The 24,577-nt window shown below is 58.1% G+C and carries 29 protein-coding genes; 15 read left to right on the forward strand and 14 right to left on the reverse strand.

All coding sequences use genetic code 11. The features are described 5' to 3' along the window. Positions 1 to 86 precede the first annotated feature (86 nt). Positions 87 to 1,271 carry an amino acid aminotransferase gene (locus tag EP166_RS01320; RefSeq protein WP_127555008.1) on the reverse strand — a complete coding sequence of 395 codons (1,185 nt, stop codon included), beginning with the start codon at positions 1,269 to 1,271 and terminating at the stop codon, positions 87 to 89. 48 nt (positions 1,272 to 1,319) lie between these two features. After that, on the reverse strand, positions 1,320 to 2,282 hold the full coding sequence (locus EP166_RS01325; protein WP_127555009.1) for a DMT family transporter: 963 nt from the start codon (positions 2,280 to 2,282) through the stop codon (positions 1,320 to 1,322). Positions 2,283 to 2,441: 159 nt separating this feature from the next. On the opposite strand from EP166_RS01325, the gene EP166_RS01330 reads away from it, so the two are divergent. From EP166_RS01330 to EP166_RS01340, 3 genes are all read left to right on the forward strand, one after another. Then, positions 2,442 to 2,897: an Lrp/AsnC family transcriptional regulator gene (locus EP166_RS01330; protein WP_127555010.1), complete on the forward strand. Its 456-nt coding sequence runs from the start codon at positions 2,442 to 2,444 to the stop codon at positions 2,895 to 2,897. Between the two features lie 75 nt (positions 2,898 to 2,972). Continuing rightward, positions 2,973 to 3,434: a YbjN domain-containing protein gene (locus EP166_RS01335; protein WP_127555011.1), complete on the forward strand. Its 462-nt coding sequence runs from the start codon at positions 2,973 to 2,975 to the stop codon at positions 3,432 to 3,434. A 293-nt stretch (positions 3,435 to 3,727) separates the two neighbouring features. Next, a complete protein-coding gene (locus tag EP166_RS01340) occupies positions 3,728 to 4,693 on the forward strand; it encodes a zinc transporter ZntB (protein WP_127555012.1) in 966 nt (321 codons plus the stop codon). 45 nt (positions 4,694 to 4,738) lie between these two features. Here EP166_RS01340 and EP166_RS01345 read toward each other — a convergent pair whose 3' ends face one another. Continuing rightward, entirely contained in the window at positions 4,739 to 5,599 is an 861-nt protein-coding gene (locus EP166_RS01345; RefSeq protein WP_127555013.1) for a mechanosensitive ion channel family protein, read from the reverse strand. 77 nt (positions 5,600 to 5,676) lie between these two features. Continuing rightward, a complete protein-coding gene (gene cueR / locus EP166_RS01350; RefSeq protein ID WP_127555014.1) occupies positions 5,677 to 6,075 on the reverse strand; it encodes a Cu(I)-responsive transcriptional regulator in 399 nt (132 codons plus the stop codon). A gap of 199 nt (positions 6,076 to 6,274) precedes the next feature. Between cueR and EP166_RS01355 the strand changes: the two genes are divergently transcribed. Continuing rightward, positions 6,275 to 6,529 carry a DUF4404 family protein gene (locus tag EP166_RS01355; protein ID WP_127555015.1) on the forward strand — a complete coding sequence of 85 codons (255 nt, stop codon included), beginning with the start codon at positions 6,275 to 6,277 and terminating at the stop codon, positions 6,527 to 6,529. 23 nt (positions 6,530 to 6,552) lie between these two features. Here EP166_RS01355 and EP166_RS01360 read toward each other — a convergent pair whose 3' ends face one another. Then, positions 6,553 to 7,356, reverse strand: coding sequence for a metal ABC transporter permease (locus EP166_RS01360; protein ID WP_127555016.1), 804 nt, complete (start codon positions 7,354 to 7,356; stop codon positions 6,553 to 6,555). Then, complete coding sequence (locus EP166_RS01365; RefSeq protein ID WP_220432469.1) at positions 7,349 to 8,101, reverse strand: ATP-binding cassette domain-containing protein; 753 nt, start codon at positions 8,099 to 8,101, stop codon at positions 7,349 to 7,351. The genes EP166_RS01360 and EP166_RS01365 overlap by 8 nt, the downstream gene beginning before the upstream one ends. 135 nt (positions 8,102 to 8,236) lie before the next feature. Between EP166_RS01365 and EP166_RS01370 the strand changes: the two genes are divergently transcribed. The 9 genes from EP166_RS01370 (at position 8,237) to EP166_RS01410 (ending at position 13,627) form a co-directional block, all read left to right on the forward strand. Continuing rightward, on the forward strand, positions 8,237 to 9,178 hold the full coding sequence (locus EP166_RS01370; RefSeq protein WP_127555018.1) for a zinc ABC transporter substrate-binding protein: 942 nt from the start codon (positions 8,237 to 8,239) through the stop codon (positions 9,176 to 9,178). After that, on the forward strand, positions 9,178 to 9,858 hold the full coding sequence (locus EP166_RS01375; RefSeq protein ID WP_127555019.1) for an HAD family hydrolase: 681 nt from the start codon (positions 9,178 to 9,180) through the stop codon (positions 9,856 to 9,858). The genes EP166_RS01370 and EP166_RS01375 overlap by 1 nt, the downstream gene beginning before the upstream one ends. Beyond that, the gene (locus tag EP166_RS01380) at positions 9,855 to 10,268 is read left to right on the forward strand and encodes a YiiD C-terminal domain-containing protein (protein ID WP_246026195.1); all 414 of its coding nucleotides are present in this window, start codon (positions 9,855 to 9,857) and stop codon (positions 10,266 to 10,268) included. The genes EP166_RS01375 and EP166_RS01380 overlap by 4 nt, the downstream gene beginning before the upstream one ends. Further along, complete coding sequence (locus EP166_RS01385) at positions 10,265 to 10,582, forward strand: hypothetical protein (protein WP_127555020.1); 318 nt, start codon at positions 10,265 to 10,267, stop codon at positions 10,580 to 10,582. The genes EP166_RS01380 and EP166_RS01385 overlap by 4 nt, the downstream gene beginning before the upstream one ends. 57 nt (positions 10,583 to 10,639) lie before the next feature. Beyond that, complete coding sequence (locus EP166_RS01390) at positions 10,640 to 11,380, forward strand: pyridoxine 5'-phosphate synthase (RefSeq protein ID WP_127555021.1); 741 nt, start codon at positions 10,640 to 10,642, stop codon at positions 11,378 to 11,380. Between the two features lie 73 nt (positions 11,381 to 11,453). Beyond that, entirely contained in the window at positions 11,454 to 12,059 is a 606-nt protein-coding gene (locus EP166_RS01395; RefSeq protein WP_127555022.1) for a flavin reductase family protein, read from the forward strand. Positions 12,060 to 12,064: 5 nt separating this feature from the next. Beyond that, on the forward strand, positions 12,065 to 12,472 hold the full coding sequence (locus EP166_RS01400) for a YqaA family protein (protein ID WP_127555023.1): 408 nt from the start codon (positions 12,065 to 12,067) through the stop codon (positions 12,470 to 12,472). Positions 12,473 to 12,602: 130 nt separating this feature from the next. Beyond that, positions 12,603 to 13,256 carry a carbonate dehydratase gene (can, locus tag EP166_RS01405; protein WP_127555024.1) on the forward strand — a complete coding sequence of 218 codons (654 nt, stop codon included), beginning with the start codon at positions 12,603 to 12,605 and terminating at the stop codon, positions 13,254 to 13,256. After that, positions 13,256 to 13,627 (forward strand): hypothetical protein, encoded by a 372-nt coding sequence (locus EP166_RS01410; protein WP_127555025.1) that lies wholly within the window; start codon positions 13,256 to 13,258, stop codon positions 13,625 to 13,627. The genes can and EP166_RS01410 overlap by 1 nt, the downstream gene beginning before the upstream one ends. A gap of 14 nt (positions 13,628 to 13,641) precedes the next feature. On the opposite strand, the gene EP166_RS01415 is transcribed toward EP166_RS01410, so the two are convergent. The 5 genes from EP166_RS01415 to EP166_RS01435 form a co-directional block, all read right to left on the reverse strand. Beyond that, entirely contained in the window at positions 13,642 to 16,497 is a 2,856-nt protein-coding gene (locus tag EP166_RS01415; protein WP_127555026.1) for a valine--tRNA ligase, read from the reverse strand. Between the two features lie 102 nt (positions 16,498 to 16,599). Next, a complete protein-coding gene (locus EP166_RS01420) occupies positions 16,600 to 17,142 on the reverse strand; it encodes a hypothetical protein (RefSeq protein WP_127555027.1) in 543 nt (180 codons plus the stop codon). After that, complete coding sequence (locus EP166_RS01425) at positions 17,143 to 17,571, reverse strand: DNA polymerase III subunit chi (protein WP_127555028.1); 429 nt, start codon at positions 17,569 to 17,571, stop codon at positions 17,143 to 17,145. It abuts the gene before it with no gap. A gap of 432 nt (positions 17,572 to 18,003) precedes the next feature. Beyond that, on the reverse strand, positions 18,004 to 19,479 hold the full coding sequence (locus EP166_RS01430; RefSeq protein ID WP_127555029.1) for a leucyl aminopeptidase: 1,476 nt from the start codon (positions 19,477 to 19,479) through the stop codon (positions 18,004 to 18,006). 163 nt (positions 19,480 to 19,642) lie between these two features. Beyond that, entirely contained in the window at positions 19,643 to 20,086 is a 444-nt protein-coding gene (locus tag EP166_RS01435; protein ID WP_127555030.1) for an RDD family protein, read from the reverse strand. Positions 20,087 to 20,259: 173 nt separating this feature from the next. Between EP166_RS01435 and EP166_RS01440 the strand changes: the two genes are divergently transcribed. Together EP166_RS01440 and EP166_RS01445 are read left to right on the forward strand one after the other, a co-directional pair. After that, positions 20,260 to 20,571: an ArsR/SmtB family transcription factor gene (locus EP166_RS01440; protein WP_127555031.1), complete on the forward strand. Its 312-nt coding sequence runs from the start codon at positions 20,260 to 20,262 to the stop codon at positions 20,569 to 20,571. 269 nt (positions 20,572 to 20,840) lie between these two features. Next, on the forward strand, positions 20,841 to 21,242 hold the full coding sequence (locus tag EP166_RS01445; protein ID WP_127555032.1) for a hypothetical protein: 402 nt from the start codon (positions 20,841 to 20,843) through the stop codon (positions 21,240 to 21,242). A 49-nt stretch (positions 21,243 to 21,291) separates the two neighbouring features. Here the strand turns inward: EP166_RS01445 and EP166_RS01450 are convergent, their stop codons facing one another. The 3 genes from EP166_RS01450 to EP166_RS01460 are packed head-to-tail and all read right to left on the reverse strand — an operon-like array spanning position 21,292 to position 24,482. Then, positions 21,292 to 21,696 carry a diacylglycerol kinase gene (locus tag EP166_RS01450; RefSeq protein ID WP_127555033.1) on the reverse strand — a complete coding sequence of 135 codons (405 nt, stop codon included), beginning with the start codon at positions 21,694 to 21,696 and terminating at the stop codon, positions 21,292 to 21,294. 18 nt (positions 21,697 to 21,714) lie between these two features. Next, positions 21,715 to 24,087 (reverse strand): ATP-dependent helicase C-terminal domain-containing protein, encoded by a 2,373-nt coding sequence (locus EP166_RS01455; RefSeq protein WP_127555034.1) that lies wholly within the window; start codon positions 24,085 to 24,087, stop codon positions 21,715 to 21,717. After that, positions 24,084 to 24,482: a hypothetical protein gene (locus EP166_RS01460; RefSeq protein ID WP_127555035.1), complete on the reverse strand. Its 399-nt coding sequence runs from the start codon at positions 24,480 to 24,482 to the stop codon at positions 24,084 to 24,086. Before EP166_RS01460 ends, EP166_RS01455 begins: the two co-directional genes overlap by 4 nt. Between the last annotated feature and the right edge of the window lie 95 nt (positions 24,483 to 24,577).

Consider the following 24,577-nt stretch of genomic DNA (forward strand, 5'->3'; position numbering starts at 1 on the left):
GGCAGGGTAATGCCATCGGCAGAAGGCTCCCTAGTGCAGACTATGCCCGTGTGCGGCGTTGATGTACACCGCACAGTGGGTTTACCTCAGGCGCCCACCGCCAGAAAGCAGTCGACCAGGCGGGGAATATCACGTTCAGCCAGACCGGCGACGTTCATCCGGCCGCCACCGACCATATAAATACCATGCTCAACACGCAGCGCATCGATGTGTTCATTGCCAAGCCCGGTGACCGAGAACATACCCCGGTGCTCGCCAAAATAGTCGAAGCGATCACTGTCGCTCCGGTCACGGAACTGGCGCACCAGTTCGGCACGAAGATGATTAATGCGCTGGTTCATCACCGTCAGCTCATCCATCCACAGCGTTTTCAGATCGTCCCGCCCCAGAATGGCAGCGACCAGCGCTGCACCGTGATCGGGTGGCATGGTATAGCTGCCCCGGGCCACTTCCAGAATGCGACCCTTGGCTTTCAGGCTCTCTTCGAGGGTATGTCCCACGACGATGGCCGCGCCAGTGCGTTCGCGATAGAGGCCAAAATTCTTGGAACACGAGGTGGCGATGATCAGTTCGGGAAGTCGGTCGGCCAGCAGCCGCAAGCCGGCAGCATCCTCCATCAACCCATCGCCAAAGCCCTGATAGGCGATGTCGACAAAGGGCAGAAAGCCCTGCTGTTCGGCAAGCTCGGCGATGCGCTGCCAGGCTTGCAGGGAAATGTCAGCCCCGGTCGGGTTATGGCAGCAACCGTGTAACAGAAGAACATCCTGTTCGCCCAGGGTAGCGATTTGGTCGAGCATGGCGGCTTCGTTGACTTGCTTGGTGGCCACATCGAAATAGGTGTAGTCGGCAACTTTCAGGCCCGCGGCTTCCATGACGGGGCGATGGTTCACGTAGCTGGGGTTGCTGATCCAGACGGTGGCGTCGGGCCGGGCGCTTTTGATCAGTTCCGCCAGCATGCGCAGCGCGCCACTGGCCCCCGGCGTCTGAATACCAGCGGCTCGGCTGTGGGCAGCCGTGTCAGCAAGAAGCAAATCGATCAGCGCGGAATTGAAGGTTTCATTGCCGGCCAGACCAATGTAACTCTTGGTGGTCTGGTTTTCGGCCTGTTCGCGTTGAGCTTGTCGAACCGCGGCCATGATTGGGGTGGCACCCTCGGCGTTACGATAAACCCCAATGCCCAGGTCCATCTTGTCGCTGCGCTGATCGGCCATAATGGCGAGGGTTAACCCCAGAATCGGATCTTGTTTTGGGGCATTGAGACGTTCAAACATTCGATCACTCCGCTAAATGAGAGAAGGTGGCAGGTTCGGGCCGGGCTGTTACCGTGACCGGATCAGCCCGCTGGCAGCGATTACGCCCAGGGTCACCAAGGATAACCCCAACAGCGTGATCAGTTCGACGCTTTCGTGCAAAAAGACCGCCGCCAGTACCGTCGCGCATACTGGGGTCAGGGAGCCGATGGCCGAGGTGATTTCAGCCCCGAGGGCGCGAATCGCATAGCCGTATAGAAAACCTGCTCCCAGGCCCACGGCAAGCCCCTGAACGACCAGTTGCAGCAGCCACTCACGGGGCGGTACGGTGCCGAGGTCTATTCCGGTTCCGCTGGCGAGCCCCCAGAGTATCAACAAGGCGCCACTGGGTACGGTTAGCACCGCGGCGGTTTCCAGCGGGGCCAGTCCACTCTGGCGGACACTGAGTGTAAACAACGCCCAACACAGGCTGCACAACAGAAACATCAGTTGCCCCTGAAGTACTGCGCCACCGCTATCCAGTCCCGTCGCCGCCAGCATAAGCACAATGCCCAGAACAACGCTGCCCAGGCCAACAAAGCGTGCCAGGGTCAGGGGCTGCCGGAAAACAACCACCGCCAGTGCGGTCACAAACAGAGGTGCCGTGCCGGGAATCAGCGTGCTGCCCTGAACCACCGGTGCCAGCCCCATGGCGTGTGCGCTGAGCAGGAAAAACGGCAAACCCGCGCCAACCAGAATGCCAGCCAGCCAAACGGGATGGACGGCCAGAATAGAGTGGCGCCGGCGGATAAACCAGGGAAGCAGAATCAGCCCCGGCACAGCGAAGCGAAACAGCGTCAGCTCGAAGGTGCCGAGCGCAGACAGGGCACCATAGCGAAGCGACAGAAAATAGCAGGACCAGATCAACACCGTCGCCAGCGCTGCCGCATAACCGGCCAGACGCAAGCCAGGGGTGGACAATTGTGGCAGCACATCCGTCAGGCCCCGGCGAGGCAGGGAGGCCGTGGCTGTGCTGTGAAGTTGGTGTGTCATGCGCGTTGCTCCGCTGGCTGTGCAATCGAATGGAGGGGCATAGTGTGACCTAATCGCTCGGGTGGTTTTGAGTGAAGGTGTGCAGACATTTCACCAAAATTAGCTGGCTGTGCTATGGTTTCCGAAATTAATGACGATTGTTGCTAAGGGTGGGCGAAGATGCTTGACCGGATCGATCGGCGGCTGCTGGATGCGGTACAACGCAATGCCCGCCTGACCACGGCGGAACTGGCGGAGCGGGTAGGGTTGTCGGCATCTCCCTGTGCCAGGCGGCTACGCCGGCTGGAAGACGAAGGCTACATCAGCGGTTATCGTGCGCATCTCGACCGGCAGCGCCTCAACCTGGGCATTACCATCTTCGTGCACGTACGGCTCAACCAACACCAGGACAGTCTGGTCGAAGCCTTTGAGGACACCCTGCGGGACATGCCCGAAGTGATCGATTGCCACACGGTGTCCGGAGCATTCGATTACCTGTTGCAGGTCGTCACGGCCGATTTGCCGGGTTACGAGCAATGGGTGCGGCGCCTGCAGAAAGTTCCGGCGGTCAATACCATCGACAGCAGCTTTGCGATTCGGGCCGTTAAGCAACAGGGGCCTTTGCCGTTGCTGTGAACCCGGTGGAGACCGGGGCAAAATGGCCGTACAATGCCCCTCCGTTTTTGTATGACCCCGATAGGCGACCCTTGCATGTCCGATTTCACACGAGATCATCTGGAAAACTGGTTAAAGGACCTGTCGGTCCGGCATTACCTGTGCCCGAATTGCGAAGGCATTCATCTGACGGATCTGGAAGAACAGCTGGGCGTTCTGGAAAGCCGGGTCTTTCTGGACGAGGGCATGATCATCATTTCCACCGAGCTGCCCATACGCCCGTCAGCCGTATTGCCCTTGCACGGCAGCCTGAACCTGGTGAATTTCGAGCACCCGCTGGTGAAGGTAACGCTGAACCTTCATGACGACGAAATTCCCCGTCTCGTCATCAGCGGCATTCTGATCGCTGCCGAGTTGTCGCCGACCTATTTCAACGCCTTTCTCAGCGCAGTGACCGGGAGCACCCTGAATGTGCTTGAACACGCAACGGCGCTGGACGTACTGTTCCTGGATGAACCTGAGCTGGACGTGGATGCCAAAGGCGATGCGTTGCACTAAATGAAATAAAGGCTAGGTTGGCAGCACATTAAGTGCTGGTTGCCGGGTAGGCCTGGTAGGGGCAGTCCGCAGCAGGGACTAAAAAGCCAGGAGCGTTTTAGCATGAGCGAAGCGAGCCCGAAGGGTGAATCCCATGGATGGGATTCATATCATGCGGTCTAGGCCCCATGGTTGGGTTCATGCCGAGCGAGTGTCGCACCACCCTAGCAAGCCTACCCGGTGACCAGTACGAACTCCCGGCAACCAAAAAACCCCTAACCCCGGAAGTAAAGGGTTATGCGTGAGCAACCAATATGGCAAATAACACTTCAGATCACTCCTTTGTTATCGACCACTGGCGGTTTGATGTGCAGCCCCCTGAGTCCCAGTCGGGTGCGCCCGATGACCTAAGTCGGCGCTGGGTGCATTGTCAGCGGGACGATGCCGGATTGCCGGGCTGGCTTTCGCATCTGGATATTGGTCGCGGGTTGCGCCAGGCCTTGTTGGCGGAAGACACCCGGCCCCGGTTTGAACCCGTGGGGGACGGCTTTTTGCTTATTTTGCGGGGCGTCAACCTGACACCGGGTGCCGCGCCTGATGACATGCTGAGCCTGCGCATGCTGTGGTACAAGGATGGGTTGATCACACTGCGCAAACGTCCATTCAAGGCCATCGCCAATGTACGAGAGCGGCTGGAGCAAGGGCAGGGCCCGGCGTCAGTCAGTGCCTTGCTGGTGACAATCATCGAAGCACTGAATGATCGAATTGGTGAATTGCTGGAAGCCTCGGAGCGCGAACTGGAAGGTCTCGAAAGTCGCGACAGCAGTGTGAATCCGCAGCAGTATTTGTCGGATCTGACGCATTTTCACAAGCGCCTGTTACGTCTGAACCGGTTTATCCGACCTCAGATGGGCGCGCTTGACCGGTTGGCGGGCGAGGCCGGTGAATGGCTGTCTGATCGGGATCTTATGTTGCTGGCCAACCAGCGTGATGTGACGCTGCGCATGCTGGAAACCATTGAAATGCTACTGCAGCAGATTCAACTGGTCCGAGATGAACAGCAGCAAGTACTGGCCGAACGAATGAACCGCAACACCTACTGGCTGTCAGTGATTGCCGGCATCTTCCTGCCGCTGGGGTTCCTGACCGGTCTGTTTGGGATTAACGTGGGTGGGATGCCCGGCGTCGATGAAAGCATGGCGTTCTGGTACACCTGCATTGGGCTGGGCGTGGTGGCCGTCATCGAGTTTCTGATACTGCGGCGGTTACGATTCTGGTAATAAAAGAAACCGGGCTGAACCCGGTTTTTTTAGGCCTGTCTTGCGTTACGACTTGGGTGCGTTGTCAGCTTGCGCAGGCAGGTTGTCCACGTTGTAGTGGTGAACATCCCGCTGCGGAAACGGAATGCTGAGGCCGGCTGCTTCGACGGCGACTTTCACTTTTTTCTGCATTTCCCACCAGATTGTCCAGTAGTCATCCACCGTTGCCCAGGCGCGAATTTGCAGGTTCACCGAGCTGTCTCCCAGAGACTGCACCATAACCTGGGGGGCTGGGTCTTTGAGAAAACGGGATTCTTCATCCACCAGTTGCTGCAGTGCCCGGAAACCGGCATCGAGATCATCGTCGTAGGCAACGCCCACAACCACATCCATCCGGCGGGTACCGTTGCGGGTGGAATTCTGGATGGTAGCGTTCCAGACGTTGGAATTGGGCGCTGAGATGTACTGGCCATCCGGCGTCTTCAGAATGGTTGTAAACAGGCTGATCTCTTCCACCGTACCGCCGGTGCCGTTAAAGGTGATGTAGTCTCCCACCCGGAAGGGCCGCAGAATCAGCATCATGATGCCGGAGGCAATGTTGCTCAGGGTGTCTTTCAAGGCCAGACCAATAGCCAGGCCAGCGGCACCCAATAAGGCGACGATGGAATTGGTATTAACGCCGAAGATATCCAGCACAATAACCACGGCGACGATGTAGACCGCATAACCGGCGATACCGGCGAACAGGGGAATCAGAGTCGGGTCCATGCGTTTGATGCGTTTGCCGCTGTTGCGGATCGATTTCTTAACGGCATTGGAGACAATGCTGGCAACAATGAACACCGCTATGACCAATAGCAGGTTATAGCCGACGCTGAGTATAAAGGGCGAGTTTTCGACCCAAAAATTGACGATCCAGTCGATCATGTGCAGGCTTCCTTCAGGGTTTGGATACCATCTAGCCTATCGCTAACGCTAAATAAAGCAAAGCCTTGGATTTCAGATTATTCGCTGGTCTGCCCATGGGCCAGTGACTCCAGGATGGCGCAGTCGGATGACTCATCCCCCGGGCACTGGGAAACCAGATGAATCAGCGTTTGTTTCATCGCGGTCAGCTCGCGAATCTTGTCATTCAACTCATCCAGATGCTGCCTGGCCAGCGCGTTGACGGAGGCACTTGCCCGGGTCGGGTCATCATACAAGTCGAGCAGAGAGCGGCATTCGTCCAGCGAGAAACCCAGCGTTCTTGAGCGAGCAAGGAACTGCATCCGTTCGATGTCCTTGCTGCTGTATTGGCGGTAACCATTACTGGCCCGACGGGACTCAATCAGACCCAGGCTTTCGTAGTAACGAATTGTTTTTGCCGGTAAGCCGGATGCTATCGCGGCGTCTTTAATCAACATGATGTCCCCCTGTTGGCCGGGCGTTAACACACAGTTTTGACCTTCCAGCCCCGGGAATGTCAAGCCTAAACCGGCTGCTTTTACCAGCGCAGTGGTCTGGCTCTGCTATAGTTAGGGTATACGGTTGTAGCGGGTCTGTATCGACCAGACTAGCCGGTCTCAGGATATTCACGTGTTCCATCACTACAAGGGTCCCATCATGCCAAAAGACCATTTGCGAGCCTTGCTTGAGCGGTTACGAGCGACAATGGATGAAGGCGAAATCAGCCCACAGCAGCAGGAATTGCTGGCCAAGGTTGAGTACCACATCCACAACACGGATGAACCGGACCCGGAAGAGCCCACGCTGCGGGAATCGATGGAGATGCTGATCGAGGATCTAAGCGTCGATCATCCGCGCAGTGCGGCTGTGGCCAGAAACATTCTGGAATCACTGGCCAGTATGGGTATTTAATGGCGGTACGCGCCGTACCCGGGTCACCGGTTTGCCAAGCGTTGCCTGACCTGACTGACGGCCAGCAATACAGCAAAGGCAATCACCGCTGTCACCACAATTGCCGGGCCACTGGGGGCGTTGGTTAGCCAGGAGCCCCCCAAGCCGGCCCAGACACAGATGACACCCAGCACAGAGGCGCCCAATGCCATTTGCTCGGGCGTTTTGGACAGCCAGCGAGCGGCGGCGGCTGGAATGATCATCAGGGCGGTGATCAGCAGAATGCCGACTATCTTCATCGCCACGGCGATGACCAGAGCAATCAGGATCAGATAGACAATACGAATGCGCTCGGTGGCAATCCCTTCGGCCCGAGCCAGATCCTCGTGCACGGTGATGGCAAGCAAGGGCCGCCAGATCACTGCCATGACGGGTAACGCCACAACCAGAATAGCCGCCACCCAGAGTACATCGCCCCGGTTGACCGCCAGCAAATCCCCGAACAGCAGGCCACTCAGGTCGATTCGAACCGATTCGGAAAACGCCAGAACCAGCATGCCGATCGCCAGTGAGCCGTGCGACAGAATGCCCAGCAAGGTATCGGACGGCAGACGGCGTTGGCGTTGCAGGCCGAACAGCAGTAATGCCAGGGCGGTGGTGACCAGAGCAATGCCGACGGTTAAATTCAGGTTCAGTACCACGGCCAGGGTTACCCCCAGCAGGCCGGAGTGCGCCATGGTATCGCCAAAATAGGCCATGCGGCGCCACACCATAAAACTGCCCAGCGGGCCCGCAAGCAGCGCGATGCCGGTACCAGCGAGCAGGGCGGGCCAGAGCATTTCAATCATGAACATGGCCTCCCTGCTCAGCCAGGCTGTGGTTGTGATCGTGATGGTGGCTGTAAAAGGCCAGAGCATCGGCATGTTTGTGCCCGAACAACTGGGTAAATTCCGGTTGGCGGGTGATGGTTTCCGGCGCACCCGTGCAGCACACATGACCGTTCAGACAGACAACCTCGTCGGTTGCGGCCATGACCAGGTGCAGATCGTGTGAGACCATTAGAATGGCGCAGCCCCGCTCGTCGCGTATGCGCTGAATCAGCCGGTACAAGTCCACCTCGCCGTTGAAATCCACGCCCTGTACCGGCTCGTCGAGCACCAGGACATCGGGCTGCTTTAACAGCGCACGCGCCAGCATGACCCGCTGAAATTCGCCGCCACTGAGTTGCTGGACAGGCCGGTCGATCAGGTGTGGAACGTCGGTCAGGCGCAGCGCATCAATTACCGCTGTTCGTGCGGCGCGATGGGTCAGCGTCATCAGCCGGTAAACCGACAAGGGCAGAGAATCGTCGATGCTGATGCGCTGCGGCATATACCCGATGGTCAGTGACGGTGCCAGCGTCAACTGGCCTTCACTGACCCGGTGCACGCCGAGCAGTGTTTTGATCAGGGTTGATTTTCCCGCGCCGTTAGGGCCGATCAAGGTTACGATCTGACCGTCGAAGACGCTGAGATTGACGTTGCGGATAATGGTTTCACCACCGAGACGAACGCCCAGTTGTCGGGCTTCAATGAGAGGTTGGGTGCGTGGCACGGGTGCTATGTCTCCTGGCCGTCGGGCGATGATGGATTGACTGGCGATACCGCCTGAGCCAACACAGGCTTGAAGTTACAGTGTATCATACCAACTATTGATGATTCTCCCAGAACCCAATTGCAAGAGTTGATTATGTTGTTGAAAACCCTGACCCGCCGGACCTGGACACTGGCGCTGCTGGTGTTACTGGTAAGCCCGGCCCGGGCCTTGGCTGAACCGCCCCGGGTACTGGTGTCGATTGCACCGCTGCACAGCCTGGTCGCCCAGGTGATGGAGGGCGTGGCCGAGCCGGCGCTGGTGTATGAGGCCAGTCAGTCTCCCCATTCCAGTGCCATGACGCCGCGCCAGCTAAAAGCAGTGGTTGAGGCCGATGTGCTGTTCTGGATCGGTCCTGAGCTTGAAACAGCGCTTGCCCGCTTGCTGCCGCGGCTTTCAGACAATGCTCAAGCCTTTGAATTGCACGACTTCGATGCCGGCATGACGCTGCTGCCGATGCGCGAAACGCTGTTTTCGGTGCCGGGTACCGGTGATGACCATGGCCACGACCACGGCGACATCGACCCGCATTTCTGGCTGTCACTCGACAATGCGCAGCGATTTGTCGATTTCGTGGAAGCCCGGCTGGTTGAGCAGGACCCGGACAATCGTGATCGGTATCGGAGCAATGCCGAGCAGGCCCGAATCCGTCTGGACACACTGGGCGAACAACTGAATGACCGCTTGAGCACAAGCCGCGACACACCCTACATTCTGTTTCACGATGGTTTTCAATATTTCGAGCACGACCAGGATCTGAACGGGCTGGGTGCCCTGGTGCTGAACCCGGACATACCGCCCGGGCCAAGAACCATTGCCCGGCTGCGTGATATGGCGGCACCGCTCGAGCGCGTCTGTCTGTTTCGTGAACCCCAGTACAGCGAGCGCTGGCTGATGCCGCTGGTGGATAATCTCGACAAGGCAACATTGGGTACCATTGACCCTCTGGGCCAATTATCCGAACCCGGTACCGGACTCTATGCTGATATGATGCTGCGACTGGCCAGCGATTTGGCCGCTTGCCTGGGAGATGCCTGATGGCAGTACCTGATTACGAGGCCGTCCTCTGGGATATGGACGGAGTGTTACTGGATTCAGAACGACTGGTGCGGTCGGTGTTTACCGAAGTCATGGCCAATGGTGGGCCAGTGCCGGACGCCGAGCGCCGCTATCTCGAAACCATTGGCCTGAACAAGGCCGGTCTGATCGAATGGTTTCTGAACTACGTTGATTCCGTGGACAGCGCGGTCTACTGGATCAATCAGACCGGTGACCGTTACACCGAACGAGCCAAGACCGACCTGGTGTTAAAACCCGGCGTGATCGAGTCGCTTGAGCACGTAGCCCGGAGCGGCCGACGCCAGATGGTGGTGACCAGCACTCGCACCGAACTGGCCGAGGCCAAACTGGAGCGCGTTGGCTTACGGGGTTATTTCGAATCGTTGCTGGGCGGCGACCAGGTGAGCCGGGGCAAGCCGCACCCCGAACCCTATCTCGCCGGTTGCACCCGACTGGTCGTAGCGCCAGCCAGCGCCCTGGTGATTGAAGACAGCCCAAATGGCGTGCTGGCCGGGCTGGCCGCTGGTTGCAATGTACTGCATGTGCCGGACCTGGTGCCGACTGACCCTGAGTGGGCGGGGCAGCTGGCCGCGACACTGACCTCTCTGGAAGCCTTCCCAGGCTGGCTTGATGGCGCAGGCGCGGAGGTCACCCAATGATGCAGCTGGACCGCATTGAGCCGCTGGCCAAGCTGGGTATTGACTGGGTTGGCAGTGACGACAATGCCACTCGTTTCCGGATTCCCTTGCAGGGCAATCGGAATGACAAGGGTACCGTGTTTGCCGGCAGCCAGTACGCAGCTCTGGTGATAGCGGGCTGGTACCACACCGCCCGTTGGGCAGGCCTAAACGACTTGCCCGAACAGGTTGCCATCAAAGACAGCCAGGTACGCTACCCGAAGGCCGCCCGCTCCGATCTGGACGTCCAGGCTCACTTTACTGCGCTGCCAGATGTGCGGCCAAGCGGGCACTGGCGCGCACTGGTTGAAGTGACGGCCCGTGATGCCGAAGGCGATGTGGTTGCCGTGCTGACGGGCGACTACCGGGTGCTGCTGCCCGCCGACGCATGAAGCCGAGGCAGGTAACCCTGACCCAGTTGTTTTTGCAGCCCCGGGTACACCGGGTGTGGATGCTCAAGCACGGGTCGCTGTGGTTCGACCTTCCAGCAAAGGTCTGTGAACAATTCGATGCGCTCTGGTATCGGTATTGTGAGGCTTTTAAACCACCACCGACTGCGTTTCTGGCCAATGAAGATCTGGTTGAAAACGACACGCTCTTTGCTTTGTTTGCCAGTGCTGTCTATCTCGATAGAACCTTGCCTGGTTTTAGCAGTGAAGCCGGGGCAAGTGGGCTTTACTGGCAGTTTGATGCTGAAGCGGTTTGAAGCCGGGAAACTTTGATACACTAGGGCAAACGGTCGAAAGAGCCTGCAGGAATCTGAATGACGCAATTGAGTGTTAACCTAAATAAAATCGCCTTGCTGCGGAATTCCCGTGGTCGTGATTTCCCGAGTGTGGTGGCATTTGCCGAAAAGTTTATCGCGCTGGGTGCGCACGGCATTACGATCCACCCGCGGCCGGATGCGCGCCACGCCACGGCACAGGATGCGCACGATTTGAAAGCCGCACTGGCCGCCTACCCGGATGTAGAACTGAATATTGAAGGCTACCCGACCGAAGATTTTCTGGCATTGATTGACACCGTAAAACCCCATCAATGCACCCTGGTGCCGGATGAACCGAACCAGCTGACGTCCGACCATGGCTGGGATTTCAGCCAGCACGCTGAGTTTCTTGAAACGGTGCTGACCCGCATACACACCGCCGGCGTGCGCAGCTCGGTATTTCTTGACCCCGACACCGACCAGGTACAACGCGCGGCAAAGTCCAGTGCCCAGCGCATTGAACTCTATACGGAAGGCTTTGCCAGCGCTCATGGCACTGACTCGGCAAGCAGCGTGCTGGCGCAGTACCGGGAAGCGGCCGAACTGGCCCGGCGCCTTGGGCTGGGTGTTAATGCCGGTCACGATCTCGACCTTAACAACCTGCCGACGTTTCTGACGATTCCGGGTATTCTGGAGGTATCGATTGGCCATGTACTGACCGTTGAGTGCATAGAGCGTGGCATGGCAGCAGTTATTGAAGACTATCTTGCCATCTGCTCGACCAATCGACCTGGCTGACCTGAAACTGGCCGGCTTTCCGACGCCCGAGTGATGAGCCGGGCCGACACCTTTTTCGTTACAGGATACTCCCATGGAACTGGCCATTGCCGACCTGGATGCCACCGCCATTTACAAGTTAATGGTAGGCTCGATTCAACCGCGCCCAATCGCCTGGGTGTGCACCCGCAACGAGCAAGGGGTGTTGAACCTGGCACCGTTTTCCTTTTTTACCCTGGTCAGCGTTAACCCGCCGATTGTTGCTTTTGCCCCGTTGCGTAAACCCGATGGCAGTGAAAAAGACACGGTGCTAAACCTGGAAACCTGTCCTGAATTCACCTTGAACATTGTCAGCCATTCCGTGGTTGAAAAGATGAACCAGACCTCGGCACCTCTGGCCAGGGGTGACAGCGAGATCGGTTACGCCGGGTTGTCGACCACACCGGCTTTGACCGTCCAACCACCGCGCATCGCCGAAGCGTTGATCCATTTTGAATGCCGGTTGCGTGAGATCCAGCGCTTTGGTGATGAACCCATGGCCGGTCGGCTGGTGCTGGGAGACATTGTGCATGTACAGGTTGCCGACCCGCTCTACGACGAGGGGCGCATTCTGGCCGATAAACTGGATGCCGTCGGCCGTATGGCGGGCAACACCTACAGCACCACACGCGATACCTTCGACATTGAACGGCCTGGCTGAAAAGGGTGTCTTTTCTGGTGCTGTTCGCCGTTGCCTTTGTGGCTGCCACGCTGTGGCCAATGGGCACAGAATTGCTGTTTATGGGCCTGGTGCGGGAATCGGGCCAGCTGTTTATTGCTTACTGGTTCGTGGCAACGGCCGGTAACGTACTGGGTGCCTGGCTGATGCTGATGTTGGCCCGCTGGGCGCGCCAGTCGGGTGTCGTATCATCACGCTGGCAACCGGCGCAGACGACAGAGCGTTACCTGCAACGCTGGGGAACACCGTTGCTGGCCATGGCCTGGTTGCCGGTTGTGGGCGATGTGTTGCCGGTGGCCGCCGGGTGGTTGCGCATGCCACTGGCAGCGTCTGCATTTTGGCTGACGCTGGGCAAAGGGGCGCGTTTTTTCCTGCTTGGTTTCTGGCTGGCATAAAGCCGCTGTAAGTACGCGGCAGCCAACGAATTAAGCGTCTACTCTGTTGTTCTGGCTTATACGATCGAATCTTATAGACCGTGTTCTCAAGGATGAAGACGCATAACGACTTAACCCTGGGAGAAACCGTTTGAATCTGGATCACTTGCTGGAAAGCAATCGCCAATGGGCAGAGCAAATTACCGCTGAGCAGCCGGATTTTTTCAAGCAACTGGCGCGTCAGCAAAAGCCCGAGTTGTTATGGATCGGTTGTGCCGACAGTCGGGTGCCGGCCAATGAAATTATGGGGTTGATGCCGGGTGAGGTATTTGTGCACCGCAATGTGGCCAACCTGGTGGTACATACCGATTTGAATTGTCTCTCGGTTATTCAATTCGCCGTCGATGTGTTAAAAGTCAAACACATTATCGTGACCGGGCACTACGGGTGTGGCGGAGTGGCGGCCGCTTTGAGCAATCAGCGGCTGGGGCTGATCGATAACTGGCTTCGCCATATTCAGGATGTGCTGAAAATCTACCGTCGCTATTTTGATGCATTGCCTGATGAAATGACTAAACTGAACAGGCTCTGTGAAGTGAATGTGATGGCGCAGGTGCTGAACCTGGCCGAAACCACCATTGTTCAGAACGCCTGGGAGCGTGGACAGGCTGTGTCGTTACACGGCTGGATTTACGGTCTGGATAACGGCATTCTAAAGGACTTGGATGTCACGCACTCGAAAGATGCCGATCTGCGCGAAACCATGCACAACCGGATAAAAACCCTGTTGAAACAGGCGAAATAATGAATCAGGTAAAACCACTACATAAGGCCGTTGCCGTCGCGTTGGCACTGCCCGCTGCTTTGCCGGCCTGGTCGGGTGGTGTCAACCAGAGTGACCGGGTGCAGGGCATGGCCCTGTTTATGAATGAATCGGCTGAAAACATTCAGTGGCTCTGGCTGGGTGGCATCGCCATAGGCGCCCTGGTATTTCTATTGTTCGTGCGTTGGATTCACTACGCCATGATCAGGCGTCACAAACCCAAGAAGAAAATACCGGTCAACAAAGATTATGCCAATGATCCTTCCGGCAAGAAGAAAGCAGCGCTGACCAAGCCCGCCAAACCGGCTCAGCAACGCCCCAAGCAACCGGATAATCGCAAGCGGCGTTACTGAATCGGATAGCGGTGTTATTTCAACGCCGCCAGTTGCTCCAGCTGTTGCTCCAGCTCACGAACGCTGTGAGCATAACCATCAGCTTTTTCCCGTTCTTTGGCGATGACGTCATCTGGCGCTTTGGAGACAAAATTCTCGTTGTTCAGCTTGCCTTCAACTTTGGCCAGTTCCTTGCGGGTTTTCTCCAGCGCCTTGGTCAGGCGTGTTTGCTCGGCCGCGACGTCAATCAGCCCCGCCATGGGTACCAGCACCTTGAGTTGGCCCACCAACTGAGTGGCTGATACGGGCGCTTCATCACCGTCTTCCAGCCAGGTAACGCTTTCAAGCTTGGCCAGCGTTTTGAGAAAGTTTTCGTTTTCGCTGAGTCGGCGTTTGTCTTCATCGCTGCCTTTCTGGAACAACACTGGCAAGGGTTTGCCCGGGGCGATGTTCATTTCGCCACGAATATTACGCACGCCAACAATAACGCCCTTTACCCATTCAATATCGGCTTCGGCAGCAGCGTCAATTTTGTCCGGGTCGGCCTTGGGGAAGGGTTGCAACATTACCGTATCGCCTTCTCGTGCCGCCAGATCCCGGATCGACAGCCAGATCTCTTCAGTAATGAACGGCATGATCGGGTGAGCCAGACGCAGCAAGGCTTCCAGAACGCGAACCAGGGTGCGCCGGGTGCCGCGCTGAACCTCGGCTGAGGCGTTTTCATCCCACAGCACGGGCTTGGACAGCTCCAGGTACCAGTCGCAGTATTCGTTCCAGATAAACTCGTACAAGGCCTGGCTCATCAGGTCGAAGCGGTAGTTCGTGTAGTGACGCTCGACATCCTGCTCCAGCCCCTGCAGGCGTGAACTGATCCAACGGTCGGCCAGACTCAGCTCTACCTCGCCACCGTTCTGGCCGCAATCCTGGCCTTCGGTGTTCATCAGCACGTAGCGTGCCGCATTCCAGATTTTGTTGCAGAAGTTGCGATACCCTTCAAGGCGTTTGACGTCGAAATTGATGTCCCGGCCCTGGCTGGCCAGTGACGCCAGGGTGAAACGCAAGGCGTCGGTACCGGATGAAGCCATGCCCTCCGGGAAGCTCTTGCGAGTCATCTTTTCAATTTTGGCCGCCAGTTTCGGCTGCATTAAACCGCTGGTGCGTTTGGCCACCAGATCGTCAACGTCAATGCCATCAATCAGGTCGATCGGATCAATCACGTTGCCTTTCGACTTCGACATTTTCTGGCCGTTCTCGTCGCGAATCAGACCGGTGACGTAGACCTTCTTGAACGGAACCTGAGGGGTGCCATCGTCATTCTTGATGAAGTGCAGGGTCATCATCATCATTCTGGCAACCCAGAAAAAGATGATGTCGAAACCGGTCACCAGCACGTCGGTCGGGTGAAAGGTTTTCACCAGATCATCGCGTTCCGGCCAGCCCAGTGTGGAAAACGTCCAAAGGGCAGAGCTGAACCAGGTATCCAGTACGTCTTCGTCCTGCGTCAGTGTCAGGTTGGCATCGAGGTTGTACTTGCTGCGCACCTCGGCTTCGCTGCGACCAACGTAAACGTTACCGTCCGCGTCGTACCAGGCGGGAATTTGGTGGCCCCACCACAGCTGGCGCGAAATACACCAGTCCTGAATATCGCGCATCCAGGAGAAGTAGGTGTTTTCCCATTGCTTGGGTACGAACTGGATATCGCCGTTTTCCACGGCCTTGATGGCTGGTTCAGCCAGTGGCTTGGCACTGACGTACCATTGATCGGTGAGCCAGGGTTCGATCACGGCATCGGAACGGTCGCCACGGGGCACCATTAGGCTGTGGTCTTTAATCGAGTCGAGCAGGCCCAGCGCGTCGAAATCGGCAATGATTTTCTTGCGAGCATCGAACCGGTCGAGTCCGCCATACCCCTGAGGCAGAGCGCCATCGAAATCGTCGATCGGTTTGCCATCGTACGTATAGGCTTCGGCGGCGTGCAGTATCTTGGCGTCCTGATCGAGCACATTGACCAGGGTGGCACCGTGGCGCTTACCGACTTCGTAATCGTTGAAATCGTGGGCTGGCGTGATTTTCACGCAGCCGCTGCCGAACTCCGAATCGACATAATCGTCGGCAACGATGGGAATGCGACGGCCAAGCAATGGCAAATCAACGAATTTTCCGACCAGGGACTGATAGCGCTCGTCGTCGGGGTTAACCGCAACAGCGGTATCGCCCAAGATGGTTTCCGGGCGTGTCGTGGCCACGACAATGTAGGCTTTGCCTTCGGCGGTAGTGGCGCCATCGGCCAGCGGATAGCGGAAGTGCCAAAGTGAGCCCTGTTCTTCCTTGTTTTCCACTTCCAGATCGGAAATAGCCGTGTGAAATACCGGGTCCCAGTTAACCAGGCGTTTGCCACGGTAAATCAGGTTGTCGTCGTACAGGCGCACGAACACTTCGCGCACGGCGTTGGACAGGCCGTCATCCATGGTGAAGCGTTCGCGTGTCCAATCGACTGAATCGCCCAGTCGGCGCATCTGCGAACTGATGGTACCCCCCGACTGCTCCTTCCACTGCCAGACGCGGTCGATGAAGGTTTCCCGGCCTAGATCGTGGCGGGTTTTACCTTCGCGCGCCAGCTCACGCTCCACCACCATCTGGGTGGCGATGCCAGCATGATCACTGCCGGTTTGCCAGAGCGTGTTGCAACCTTTCATGCGGTGGTAGCGGGTAAGCGCGTCCATAATGGTTTGCTGAAAGGCGTGACCCATGTGCAGCGACCCGGTGACGTTGGGCGGCGGAATCATGATGCAATAGGCGTCGCCCTGACCCGAGGGTTTGAACCATTCGTTGTTTTCCCAACGCTGGTAATGCTTGCCTTCAATCGCTTGCGGCTGGTACGTCTTCTCCATGAGGGCTCTTAACTCGCTTGGCTGACGGTGAAAAAAAGGGGGCATTTGTGGTTTGGCCCCGGAGTCTGATGCTTGCCATTATACATGGTCAGAGGTGCGAAACTAATCGTCCGGTGTGGCTGGATCTTCGCTGTCGGTGCGTTTGAAAGACTCTGGCAGCGGCAAGTCGTTGTCTTCATACCACTGGCTGACCAGTGACCGGAAATCCTGCTGCAGGCGGTTGCGCAGGTCACGTTCAAATAACGTCAGGTAGTCCGTTACGGTTTCTTCGATCCAGTGATCGAAGACGGTTTCCAGTTGTGTCAGAACCTGTTCCGGATCGGGGCCCGGAGGTGGTTTGGGTGGTTCCGGTGCGGCAGGCGCGTCTTGCTCTTTGCGAACGATCTCGGTGATCGGTCGCAGCGGTGCCAGTGACGCCAGCTCTTCGGCCGCCCGGGCTTCGGCTTCATTGCGGATGCGAATCAGCTCGGACAGCGACTGACTCGACAGAAAAGGGTTGTCCGGGTTGACGTGCGTGGGGCTGCGTTTGTCGACGATTTCGTCGAGCAACGGAATCTGCGATTCCGACCGGGCAACCCGGTCGAGGCTCTGGCGAATGTCTTCCAGATCCTGCAGCAGGCTTTGTTTGGAATCCTTCTGATCCATTTATACCCGGTCTCGCAGGTCGTGCCGCTTCAGCGGATAGCCCCGGTCCTGATAGAACTTGTAGTGCGACCGGGTGGCGTTCAGGACGGCAGGGTCCTGGCTGACGACTTCAAAGACGCGTTCGAACCGGGAAAAGTACTCCGGAATCTCAGCGGCCAGATTGATCAGAACATCATGATGCTGGCCCGGCTCTGCGTGCCAGCCAATCTGCACATCATCGTCGCTGCCTACGAGTAAACTGTGCGCCAGAAAACTTTCGACCGGAGTCGACCAGAGTATCTCGCTGACGGACCGGGCCATGGCTTCATCGTCCACAGCCAGCAGCACCCGGTGCTTGTGACTGCGCGCTTTATTGACCAGACGCGCGGCATAGGCATAGCGGTCGGCGGCTTGCAGCACCGGAACAATATGGAAATCTACCTGGGTCATGAGTCGGGTTCATCAGCGCGAAAACGCCATGGTACCTAAAGCGGCTGGCAGCAGGAAGAGAGATACAGCCATTGGACCGCGTCGGATACCGGGTATGCCCCTGTGGGGTCGGCGTGGATCCATCCATGGAGCCTAGGCCGCAGCAGCCCTGCTGCGGACTACCCCACAGGGGCACACCCGGTACCCGCCGCTAGTCTCCCAGGCAACCATCAATCCTGAGGCTAAAACCTCAGTCAAGAAAACCACAGTTGATTAGCGACGGGTGGCACGGCAGCTCATGCGGGGGTATCTGAGGCATGGATGCCGAAGTTAAGCCTACATGGAGGTATTCACGGCGCCCCCGCAGGAGCTGCCGAGCCATCTGTCGCGGGTTCGAAGCGCGACAGTAAATCGAAACTCCGAAGTAGGAGCCAATAGCCGGGCAAAGCCCGGTTATTGGCTCAGCTTACTCAGCAAATAGTGGGTTAGCAGGCCTACCGGGCGGCCGGTTGCGCCTTCTTTGGCGGAGGTCCAGCCGGCGCCGGCAATGTCCAGGTGGGCCCATTTGTATTTTTCGGTGAACTGGGAGAGGAAGACCGCAGCGGTGATGGAGCCGCCAGCGCGACCCTGTCCGATGTTGCGCAGGTCGGCGTAGGGGCTGTCTAGTTCGTCGCGGTAGTCGTCCCACAGTGGCATTGGCCAGCCGCGGTCCCAGGCCGTGGTGCCGGCGCTGACCAGTTCCTGTTGCAGGCTGTCGTCGTTGGCGTAGACCGCCAGCGGGTGGTGGCCCAGGCCGATGACGATGGCGCCGGTCAGGGTGGCGATGTCGACGACGCTGGCCGGGTCGAAGCGTTCAACGTAGGTCAGGGCATCGCAGAGTACCAGACGGCCTTCGGCGTCGGTGTTGATGATCTCGATGGTCTTGCCCGACATGCTGCTGACCACGTCGCCCGGGCGTGTGGCGGTGCCCGAGCACATGTTTTCAGCGGCGGCTACAACGCCAATGACGTTGAGTGCCGGTTTCAGTTCGGCAATGGTGTTCAGGGTGCCGAACACCGAGGCAGCGCCCAGCATGTCGAATTTCATGTCTTCCATGCCCTGAGCCGGCTTGATCGAGATGCCGCCGGTGTCGAATGTCAGGCCTTTGCCGACCAGAACGTGGGGCTTCTCACTGGCAGCCGCGCCCTGGTATTTCATTACCAGAACGTAGGGTGGGTTGGCGCTGCCCTGGGTCACAGCCAGGAAGGAGCCCATGCCGAGCGCTTCCATTTCTTTCTGGCTGAGAATCTCGACGCTGATTTCATCGTAAGCATCGGCCAGGTTCTGGGCCTGCTCTGCCAGGTATTGTGGGTTGCAGATGTTGGCGGGCAGGTTGCCCAGCTCGCGGGCAACGTTGACACCGTGAGCCAGGGCCTTGCCGGTGCGAACCGGTGCTTCGAGGGAATCGTCTTTACTCAGGAAAGTCAGCGCTGTCAGGGTGCTGGCATCGGCTTTCTTGGATTTGGTGGTGTCGTACTGGTATAGGCCGGTCAGAATGACCTCGGTTGCTTTCTGGGCCGTCCAGGGCAGGGTGCGCCCGGCGACCTGAATGTCGTCGAGGGCGATGCTGGCGGTTTTTGCCTGGGTGCCTTTCAGCGTGCTGATGGCCGCTTTAATGACTTTAATGAACTGGTTTTCGCGGAAGTCGGCCTGTTTGCCAGCGCCGATAACGAAGACTTGACCAGCCGGCAGATCGGTGTGACCGAGCAGCGGGGTGACCTGTCCGGTTTTGGCAGACAGCAGTTTGGCGTCGCGCAGCGACTGTATCAGCTTGGGGTGCGTTTCGGTCAGCGCCGTCAGGGCGGCGCTGTCAGTGTCTTCAAAATGGAAAATAACCAGGGCGTCTGTGCTGGTAGCGCCGAGTGTGGCGGATGAAACGGTAAATTGCATGATATCTCCAACCTAATAAGCGGTGAACAATTGGAATTGACCGGGTAGCGGCCCGGTTCTTAGGCCCATCATAGCCAATGGAGCCACCAGTTGGCAGCGCTGGCGCGGTGCACGGGCAAAATTCTTTGCCGTAGGGGTGTCAGCAGAAGCTAACGCTGATCGGTCAGCGCTTGGGCCGATAGTAAACCTGAGTCCAGCTTGCCTGATCTTGCCAGCCGGCTCGGTCCGGGTTGGTGTAGCGCCAGAAGACGCCCATGCCGGCCAGTCCCCAGGCGGGAATGGCTGCCAGTAGCCGCAAGGTCGCGTGCATCCAGCCCAACGGCCGGTGATTGGTTGAGGCCAGGTGAATGCGCCAGGCACGCATGCCGACGGTCTGGGTTTTGGTGACCCAGAACCCGGCAAAATAGAAATAGATGATCAACAGGTTCCAGAGTATGAACAGGGGGTTGCCGGGGGCAATGGCATCGGCGCCGGTCAGGAATTTATTGAACGCGACAGCCACAAAGCCAAGCAACATCAGCACGCCCAATAGCACCAGCCAGTCGTAAATCAGGCTGCCAATCAGGCGGATCAGTCCTGCGGGCCGGAGGGGTAGAGCGTCGGTCATGGGGGGTACCTGTCAATCGGAACGGTCGGCAGGGTAATGCAATGCGTGTGGCTTGCCAAGATTCAACCGGCGGCCCGGGGGCTGTCGATGGGCAAAAAAGAACAGTTATCGGTAGAGAAAGTAGAGGGTAGTCGTTTATCATTTGCGTTCACCTAACCAAGGAGCGCGATGCAATGGCCACCGGGAAGCAACGGGTCGTTGATGACATGGAGCAGAACGTACACGATGCCTCTCTGCTACTGAAAGCATTAAGCAACGAATGCCGGTTGCTGATTCTGTGCAATCTGCTCGACGGTGAAAAATCCGTTTCCGAGCTGAATCTGCGCATTGACCTAAGTCAGTCGGCGTTATCGCAGCACCTGGCGCGATTGCGTCGCGATAACCTGGTGAAAGTGCGCAAACAGGCACAAACGGTTTATTACCGCATCGCCAGCGACGAGGCAGAGCAGGTCATTGGGCTGATGCACAAGCTCTATTGCGAATAACCTGCGGGGTTGAAAGCCGACGTTATTTTGACGAGCATGGCCGGAACCTGCGTTTTAACTGCGTTGTGAAGCACAGTTTGGGGGCAGGGGAATTGACTTTGCTGTGAAAGTGTATAGGTTACTTTTTAGTCAGGGAGAAGATGACCGGTAAGACCACACTATTCAGCGTTGCAAGTCACGGAAAGACGAGGTGTACCAGGCAGGCTGGCTACCCCAGGAGGGTATGCGGTCGCTTTACAGTACCATTCGACTGACCAGACAGGGCGAACATGACCGAAGCAAAACCCAGACTTGATGCCAATGTCAGCAGACTGCACGCACCCCGGTACAGCTCAAGTGAGCTGCCGCCATTGCCACCCCGAATCCGACTCGCTGCCCGTTGCTGGGAGCGTGTCTGGAACTTGACACTCAGTCAGGCGCCTGATACTCAGAGCGAACCCATCAAGAGCTTTATTCAGCGCTTCAATACGGAAGCAATAACGACACGCGGCTTTATGCGGTCCAACCGGAAGCTGTGCTTTGCCATTACCGGAGAAGACATTGGCGAGCAGGCAGAATTTGAACTGGCGATGACCATCATGGCGCGCCTGGAAGCCGAGTACGGGCTGATTGAGCGGGTGGAAGATCGCCCGGCGCAGGTATGGCCCTATCAGGCGTTCAGTGATTTCTGACAGACGCCACGACTGGCTTCATCCGTTAAGTGATAGGAAGTAAACAGGATCAGCCCGCCAGCCATTTTTGCCAGATGGCGGCGCCCCATACAACCATGGCGATGAAAATCGTCAGCAAGACCGCAGCGGAGCCCATGTCCTTGGTGCGTCCCGACAATTCATGAAATTCCGTACTGACCCGGTCAACCAGAGCTTCGAGCGCACTGTTGATCATCTCTACCACCATAATCAGCAACAGCGACGCGATTAGAATGGCCGCTTGCCACAGGGTGGGTGCTATCCACAGAGCGGCGGGTAGGCCGATGAACAACGCGATGGTTTCCTGGCGGAAAGCCTCTTCGTGCTTGACCGCGCTGCGCAACCCCTGCCAGCTGTATCGGGTGGCATTGATCCAGCGTTGCAAGCCTCTGGCTGGCAGGTTGCGAAGGTCCCTGATGCGTGAATAGGAGTCCATATAGTGGGAGTTGCCTCGTTATGACGTGCGTTGTTTGGCCAGTTGGCGGTTGGTGGCCTGTGTTGCCGGCGCATCCATCGGCTCGGTTGGCCAGGGGTGTTTGTTATAGCGGCCGCGCATTTCCTTGCGGATTTCAGGGTAAACGCTAGCCCAGAAATGTGGCAAATCGATGACACTGGCGAGCGTGCGGCCGTTGGGCGCCTGCAGGTTGAGTGTCAGCGTCAAATGGCCGTCAACCAACCGGGGTGATTCCGACAAACCAAAGGCTTCCTGTAATTTCAGATCAGCAGATACCCGGCTGGCATCCGCATCGTAGACCAGCGAAATTACTCGGCCGGAGGGCGCTGTCCAGCGTGACGGGCACAGCCGATGCAATTGGTGCAGTCTGTCGTAACCAAGCCAGGCGTTGAGTACTTCGGGGGTATTGAGCCCGGACAAACGCGTCAGAGCGCTCAAATAGGGCTCCGCCCAGCGCACGAGAACCTCCGGAGTCGGCAGTTCGGGCCAGTCATCCGGCAGGTAATGGCGTACCAATTGATAGCGATCAATCCAGTAACCGAGCGATTCGGCGTCAGGCCATTGCCCAACGGGTGTCTGAATCAGACACTGCCGCCAGGCTTCGACTTTTTGGCGGGCGTCTGGCCGGGTGGGTCGGGTAGACATCACGAAGTCACCGCGACGTTGCTCGGCTTCAAACCGGTCCTGTTCGGGCCGGTAACGAACGGTTTCCGTCTCAGGCAGTGCGGCTTCGATGGCGGTTTCATTCAGCGGCCACAGAGTATGGGCCAGAACGCTGCAGCCCTGATCTTGACCGTGCAACAGCAGATACCAACCGGGTTTGGGTGCCTGGTCCCGGCTCCGGACTTGTCGGCCGGCGGCCAGTCGGGCGTTGCCTTCTGAATCTACCCGGACCAGGCGTTGCGGAAATGCCCTGATCAGCAAGGCATCGGGTAGGGTGTCGGCCTGATTGTTGAGCGTTACACCCAGTGAGCGGGCCAGTCGCCGGGTTTCCTGTTTCAGGCGCGCATCGCCCTGTGCCACCAAACTGAAAAATGCATCTCGCACCGGCTCAGGCAGAGGCTGTTCCAGGCTCTGCAGGGCGGCAAACCAAAGGGCGTCGCTGACCAGTCCAGCCTCGGTGGCCAGACTGACCAGGTGTGCCACCGCTGGGGGAAGCCCGACACGAATCAGCGTGCGGCCATGATCGGTCAGTTGCGCGCCAATGGTGTCGACGGCCTGCCAGGCGTGAAGTTGACTCAGTGCGACCTGCCAGCGGCCCGGGTTGGGAGGTGTTAGCCAAAAGGCATCCTCGCGTTGCAGGCCCCAGTCAGCAAGATTCAACACCAGCGGTTTAAGGTCGGCCTGAGTAATTTCAGCGGGTTGATCGGGCGCCAGGGCATTGTGTTCGGACTCCGACCAGAGTCTGTAACACAGGCCTGGCCCCTCGCGAGCCGCACGACCGGCACGCTGATCGGCACTGGATTTGCTGATGCGCCGGGTGACCAGCTCCGTCAGATCGGTGTGCGGGTCGACCCGGGCATAGCGTTCACGACCCAGGTCGATTACGCAGCGCACGCCAGGCAGGGTTACGCTGCTTTCCGCCAGGTTGGTGCTGAGAATCACGGCGGCGTTGCTGGAGCGCAGCTGATCGATCAGATCGTCGTTGTTTACCTGACTGTGTACGATGTAGCTGAGGCAATCGGCTGGCAATCGCTGTTTGACGCGTTCAATGTCGCGCAACCCGGGCAGAAAGACCAGAATGTGGTCGTTACACTGATGGCGGGCCTCATCAATGACCCCGAGCAACTCACTCAGCCAGTCTTTTGTCCGAACGGGCCGGTAATGCAAGGTCAGTGGGTGCAATTGCCCGTCTGATTCAACTTTTGGCAGGGAGAGCCGCTGGTGGAGGGTATCCATGGCCAGCGTAGCCGACATGACCAGCAATTTCAGGTCGGGCCGGAACAAGGCTCTGCAGCTGTGTAGCAGAGTCAGGCAGGTATCCTGGTCGAGCTGACGTTCATGGAATTCATCCAGAATGACCGTGCTGACGCCGGTCAGTTCCGGGTCACGGGTCAGGCGGCGCAGGAAGGCGCCATAGGTGGTGACCGTCAGGCGGGTAGAGGCCCTACGCCGGGTCTCATCGCGCAGGCTGACGCCTACCGACTGGCCAACCGGTTCATCCAGTTGGCGGGCCAGCTGATGCGCGGCCAGTTTGACGGGCAGCCGACGAGGCAGCAGTAACAGGATTTCCTGGCCGGTCTCCTTCAGCAGCCACAGTGGCAGCCGGGTCGTTTTTCCCGAGCCTGGGGGCGACTGCACCAGACAGCCGCCTGTTTGCCAACTCGTTACAACGTCTTCGCGAATGGCATCAACAGGCAGAGCCGGCTTCATGCCAGCGGATTACCATAGGGCAGAAAACGGTTATCGGTGTGAGCCTTGACCCAGCGAGTCAGCTCGACGTCGGGGAACGCCCCCCGGGGTTTAAGAGTTTTGCAGATCCAGATAGCCGGGTTTTTGTCACCCGCCTCCCAGCCAGCCCAGTGCTGCTCGGCCAGTGTAAAAAACCGGACCAGTGCAATCAGGGTTTCGGTTTCCAGCGGCTCCAGCTCCGGCTGCCACTGGGACTGGGGTTGTTTCATCCACCCTTGCAACTCGCTCAGGGCATCGGGGGTCTGCGCCGGAAAAAATTCGGCGTCAGCCTGCCCAAGCGTTGCAGCCTGAATCAATGTGTCGCGGGCCGGGGGTTGGGGTGCGGTATTATCGGGTGTCCAGGTGCCAAGAGACATAGAGGCTCCGTAGAAAAGGTGAGGGTGGCAGTATATCGCAGCAGCCGGCCAATTGAACCCGCCGCGCGCGGCCCCATCTAATTGGGTAGATTCAA

This window comes from Saccharospirillum alexandrii, from assembly GCF_004000275.1.
Taxonomy (GTDB): domain Bacteria; phylum Pseudomonadota; class Gammaproteobacteria; order Pseudomonadales; family Natronospirillaceae; genus Saccharospirillum; species Saccharospirillum alexandrii.

What these genes read in the sequence shown, in the direction of transcription:
- EP166_RS01320 (WP_127555008.1), bottom strand. Translation starts at nt 1,271, where the DNA reads ATGTTTGAACGTCTCAATGCCCCAAAACAAGATCCGATTCTGGGGTTA.
- EP166_RS01325 (WP_127555009.1), bottom strand. Translation starts at nt 2,282, where the DNA reads ATGACACACCAACTTCACAGCACAGCCACGGCCTCCCTGCCTCGCCGG.
- EP166_RS01330 (WP_127555010.1), top strand. Translation starts at nt 2,442, where the DNA reads ATGCTTGACCGGATCGATCGGCGGCTGCTGGATGCGGTACAACGCAAT.
- EP166_RS01335 (WP_127555011.1), top strand. Translation starts at nt 2,973, where the DNA reads ATGTCCGATTTCACACGAGATCATCTGGAAAACTGGTTAAAGGACCTG.
- EP166_RS01340 (WP_127555012.1), top strand. Translation starts at nt 3,728, where the DNA reads ATGGCAAATAACACTTCAGATCACTCCTTTGTTATCGACCACTGGCGG.
- EP166_RS01345 (WP_127555013.1), bottom strand. Translation starts at nt 5,599, where the DNA reads ATGATCGACTGGATCGTCAATTTTTGGGTCGAAAACTCGCCCTTTATA.
- cueR (WP_127555014.1), bottom strand. Translation starts at nt 6,075, where the DNA reads ATGTTGATTAAAGACGCCGCGATAGCATCCGGCTTACCGGCAAAAACA.
- EP166_RS01355 (WP_127555015.1), top strand. Translation starts at nt 6,275, where the DNA reads ATGCCAAAAGACCATTTGCGAGCCTTGCTTGAGCGGTTACGAGCGACA.
- EP166_RS01360 (WP_127555016.1), bottom strand. Translation starts at nt 7,356, where the DNA reads ATGATTGAAATGCTCTGGCCCGCCCTGCTCGCTGGTACCGGCATCGCG.
- EP166_RS01370 (WP_127555018.1), top strand. Translation starts at nt 8,237, where the DNA reads ATGTTGTTGAAAACCCTGACCCGCCGGACCTGGACACTGGCGCTGCTG.
- EP166_RS01375 (WP_127555019.1), top strand. Translation starts at nt 9,178, where the DNA reads ATGGCAGTACCTGATTACGAGGCCGTCCTCTGGGATATGGACGGAGTG.
- EP166_RS01380 (WP_246026195.1), top strand. Translation starts at nt 9,855, where the DNA reads ATGATGCAGCTGGACCGCATTGAGCCGCTGGCCAAGCTGGGTATTGAC.
- EP166_RS01385 (WP_127555020.1), top strand. Translation starts at nt 10,265, where the DNA reads ATGAAGCCGAGGCAGGTAACCCTGACCCAGTTGTTTTTGCAGCCCCGG.
- EP166_RS01390 (WP_127555021.1), top strand. Translation starts at nt 10,640, where the DNA reads ATGACGCAATTGAGTGTTAACCTAAATAAAATCGCCTTGCTGCGGAAT.
- EP166_RS01395 (WP_127555022.1), top strand. Translation starts at nt 11,454, where the DNA reads ATGGAACTGGCCATTGCCGACCTGGATGCCACCGCCATTTACAAGTTA.
- EP166_RS01410 (WP_127555025.1), top strand. Translation starts at nt 13,256, where the DNA reads ATGAATCAGGTAAAACCACTACATAAGGCCGTTGCCGTCGCGTTGGCA.
- EP166_RS01415 (WP_127555026.1), bottom strand. Translation starts at nt 16,497, where the DNA reads ATGGAGAAGACGTACCAGCCGCAAGCGATTGAAGGCAAGCATTACCAG.
- EP166_RS01420 (WP_127555027.1), bottom strand. Translation starts at nt 17,142, where the DNA reads ATGGATCAGAAGGATTCCAAACAAAGCCTGCTGCAGGATCTGGAAGAC.
- EP166_RS01425 (WP_127555028.1), bottom strand. Translation starts at nt 17,571, where the DNA reads ATGACCCAGGTAGATTTCCATATTGTTCCGGTGCTGCAAGCCGCCGAC.
- EP166_RS01430 (WP_127555029.1), bottom strand. Translation starts at nt 19,479, where the DNA reads ATGCAATTTACCGTTTCATCCGCCACACTCGGCGCTACCAGCACAGAC.
- EP166_RS01435 (WP_127555030.1), bottom strand. Translation starts at nt 20,086, where the DNA reads ATGACCGACGCTCTACCCCTCCGGCCCGCAGGACTGATCCGCCTGATT.
- EP166_RS01440 (WP_127555031.1), top strand. Translation starts at nt 20,260, where the DNA reads ATGGCCACCGGGAAGCAACGGGTCGTTGATGACATGGAGCAGAACGTA.
- EP166_RS01445 (WP_127555032.1), top strand. Translation starts at nt 20,841, where the DNA reads ATGACCGAAGCAAAACCCAGACTTGATGCCAATGTCAGCAGACTGCAC.
- EP166_RS01450 (WP_127555033.1), bottom strand. Translation starts at nt 21,696, where the DNA reads ATGGACTCCTATTCACGCATCAGGGACCTTCGCAACCTGCCAGCCAGA.
- EP166_RS01455 (WP_127555034.1), bottom strand. Translation starts at nt 24,087, where the DNA reads ATGAAGCCGGCTCTGCCTGTTGATGCCATTCGCGAAGACGTTGTAACG.
- EP166_RS01460 (WP_127555035.1), bottom strand. Translation starts at nt 24,482, where the DNA reads ATGTCTCTTGGCACCTGGACACCCGATAATACCGCACCCCAACCCCCG.